The organism is Bradyrhizobium sp., from assembly GCF_016462955.1.
In the GTDB taxonomy this organism is placed as follows: domain Bacteria; phylum Pseudomonadota; class Alphaproteobacteria; order Rhizobiales; family Xanthobacteraceae; genus Bradyrhizobium.
Map to the genome: position 1 here is coordinate 1 of NZ_JAEMSD010000643.1, position 3,316 is coordinate 3,316.

The 3,316-nt window shown below is 66.0% G+C and carries 2 protein-coding genes and 1 pseudogene; 1 reads left to right on the forward strand and 2 read right to left on the reverse strand.

The window, feature by feature from the left end; genetic code table 11:
- Both JHD07_RS36100 and JHD07_RS36105 read right to left on the reverse strand, forming a co-directional pair.
- Positions 1-662: class II aldolase/adducin family protein (locus JHD07_RS36100; protein WP_291630867.1), on the reverse strand; the 662-nt coding region annotated here is incomplete at its 3' end.
- A 162-nt stretch (positions 663-824) separates the two neighbouring features.
- Positions 825-2,474, reverse strand: a complete 1,650-nt coding sequence (locus JHD07_RS36105) for a glycosyltransferase family 39 protein (RefSeq protein ID WP_291630869.1) — start codon at positions 2,472-2,474, stop codon at positions 825-827.
- Between the two features lie 330 nt (positions 2,475-2,804).
- Here JHD07_RS36105 and JHD07_RS36110 point away from each other — a divergent pair.
- Positions 2,805-3,316, forward strand: a pseudogene (locus JHD07_RS36110) (DUF308 domain-containing protein); the annotation flags it as partial.

A 3,316-nucleotide genomic window follows, 5' to 3' on the forward strand; every position in this document is an offset into this window, starting at 1 on the left:
ATCGCGCTGTGGTCGACCGGATAGACCGGGGTCCCCAGCGCGCGCGTACGCACCTGCATCGAGCAGGCGCGCTCCAAATGATACATGCGTTCGAACGCGGAGGCGACCGAGCGGCCGACCGTCAGCGTGCCGTGGTTGCGCAGCAGCATGTGGTTGTGGTCGCCGAGATCCTTTTGCAGCCGCGGCCGCTCGTCGTGATCGAGCGCGATGCCTTCATAGTCGTGATAGGCGAGGTCGTGGGTGACGAGCTGCGCGGTCTGGTTCAGCGGCAGCAGGCCTTCCGCGCTGCTCGACACCGCGGTGCCGTCGAGGGTGTGGAGATGCAGCACGCAGATCGCGTCCTCGCGCACCTCGTGGATCGCCGAATGGATGGTGAAGCCGGCAGGGTTGATGCTGTATTCGCTCTCGGAGAGCTGGTTGCCGTGCAGGTCGACCTTGACGAGACTGGACGCGGTGATCTCGTCGAACATCAGCCCGTAGGGATTGATGAGGAAGTGATGGTCGGGGCCGGGCACGCGCGCCGAGATGTGGGTGTCGACCAGGTCGTCCCAGCCGTACAGCGCGACCAGGCGATAGCAGGCGGCCAGATTGACCCGTTGCTGCCACTCCGCCTCCGTCATATTGGAGGGCACTTCCCTCAGGCGGGCTTCTGCTGGCGACATGGCTGATCTCTCCGAAACATCGTTGTTGCGGAGCGGGAGCGTAGTCGCGGGCGAGACCGGCAGCAAGGCGCATCGGAAGCGCGGCAGGCCAGCGCCGCCCGCATGCTTGTCCGTCTTGGCCGAAGAGCGAAGGCGGAAGCGATGCGGCTTTGGAGAAGATGATTACGGCGCCGGGATCGACAGCAGGCCGGAAATGGCGCGGCCTCGGATGTCGTAGACGCGGGCGAACACCACGTCGTCGCGCTTGATCTCGACCATGACGGGCGCGGTGAGGCCCTTGCAGTAGAACTCGCCGAGCGTCATGGCGAAATCGGCCGCGTTGGAATCCCAGCCGATGGTGAAGTCGGGCCCGAGCGCGACCTGGGCCGGGCGCTGCGGACCGCACACCGCGACCTTCCATTTGCGGTTTGCGGGCGGCACTTCCTGGCGCTCGACCAGCTGCTCGCGCAATTCGTCGGAGGCCTGCTTCAGCGCGAGGCCCCAATAGTCCAGCATGAAACGGTTGTCGGCGCCGCGGACGGTGCCCGCGACGTGGTTGAAATGGCTGTACTGATACGGATGCAGCCGGATCATCTCGGCGAGCGGGAGCGCGAGGCCGAAGCAGAACACCGCCAGCACGACCGGCTGCCAGGTGCGGTGATTGGCGCGCAGGCGCTCCATGGTCCAGGCGAACGCGACGCCGCCGAGCACCGCCATCGGCGGGATCACGAAGACGAAATGGCGGATGCCGTTGTAGAGCGCAGGGCGCTTCACCATCGCGATCGCGAGCGGCAGCGTGGCAGCCAGCGTCAGCATCAGCAGGATGGTCTTGCGGCGCGCCGGAACCTCGCGCCGCGGCAGCATGGCGAAGGTGCTGAACACCGCGCCCGCCGTCAGCACCAGCATCACCTCGGGCAGCTGCAGTGCGAACAGCGTCGGCAGATAGGACCAGGGCATGTCCGGGACCGACACGATCGCGCCGTCGAACATCTCCTTCCACGGCTTCTCGAAGAAATGCGAGAAGTAGGTCAGCGCCTCGAACGGATTGCCGGGCCGCATGATCGACCACGGCCAGATCAGGCCCATCACGAGGTAGCCGAGCACGAGGCCGGGCAGCAGCACGTAGACGACATGGGCAAAGCGGCGGGCCGACTCGCGCAAACCTTCGTTGCGCAATTCCTCCAGCAACAGCGGTACGAAGCCGACCATGGCGTAGACCAGCGCGAGGCCGCCGAGAATGCGGCAGCCCAGCGCAAGGCCGGCACCCAGGCCAACGATCAGGATCGTGCGCGGCGACGGCTGCGGATATTCCTCGGCGAGCCGGACGAGCCCGAGCATCAGGATGATCATGGCCACTGCGAAGGGCGCATCCTTCGGGTTCATGAACATGTGGCCGTAGAAGGTCGGGCATAGCGCGAGCAGCAGCAGTGCGGCAAGACCGGCAAGGGGCCCGCCGACGCGGCGGCCGAGCCGCCACGTCACCGCAAGCCCGATCACGCCGACGATGGCGCCGACCAGACGGCGCGTCTCGAACAGCTCGAGCGGAATGACCTTGTGCAGGAGGGCCGCGGCCATATCGAAGCCGCCGCCATACATGTAGAGATTGGCGAAGGAGAGCGCCGCGGTGTCCTTGAAGCCGGAACCGAACATGCGCAGCAGCAGGTCGGCATATTCAGCGTGGGTGTAGTCGTCCCAGCCGAGCCCGTAGTCGCGGAAGGTCAAGCCTGCGATGACGGCGACCGCGGCCAGCACCAGCATGGCGAGATCGTCGCAAGTTCGTTCGATCGAGCGCCGTTGAGGCGTGTCGATCGCCGACGTCGTGATGGATGTCATGGCTATCGGTGCCCCGGAATCCCCTCTTGGCCCTGCTGGCGCGCGCGGGCCTCAACCCCGGACTCCGTATAGCGCAGTTCCATTACCAAGTAATTGGGCATTATGGCTAAAATCCTGATGCGACGCAGCAATTCCGGGTTGGCCGCAATTCCGATAATCTTGAGTGCGGCCTAAGCCCTACCAACCCGCAGCTGAAGGGAATGTGAATAAGTCCCTGATTTCCTTCCCTTTAGGAACGCCGCCCAGAATTGGCCGTTGGCGTGGAACATCGTATGACGGTATCGTGGCGAAGCGGTTGTCGCGGCGGGTGCGCGGCCGGGGGTGAGTTCGATGAATTTGGCATTGCTGATCGCGGGGATCTGCGCCGTCCTGGCGGGCCTCCTTGCGGTCATTTTCGGCCTGACAATCAGTGAATTCAGCCTCGGCGGAACGCTCATAATCGCTGGCACCATTGCCGTCTGCTCCGGAATGTTACTGGTCGGCCTGCATCTGGTGCTGCTTGAACTGAAGGGCATTGCGCGCCGGCTGACCGATGCTGTGGCCTCGTCCGAGGTTCGGGTCAGGCCCGTTCTGCCGGGGCTCGCGGTGCCGGACGCCGGCACACCCGAGCCGGTCGCCGCTGCGACGGCGCGAGCCGAGTCGGCGCCGGCACGGCCGCCAGCAAGTCCGCCGCCATGGCAGAGCGAAGCTGCCGCGCGCGAGCGTTCGCGCGCCGAGGGACCGCAGGAGGGCGAAGCTGCTGCGCCGCCCGCCGCTGCGGAAGCGCCGCGCCGGCGCAACCTGCTGTTCGCCTCGACCTCGCGCAAGGAGCGCGAACGCGCGGAGGCGAAACTGCCCGAAGA

Bases quoted from the DNA above. Each gene is read 5' to 3' on its own strand.
- JHD07_RS36105 (WP_291630869.1), bottom strand. From the start codon at position 2,474: ATGACATCCATCACGACGTCGGCGATCGACACGCCTCAACGGCGCTCG.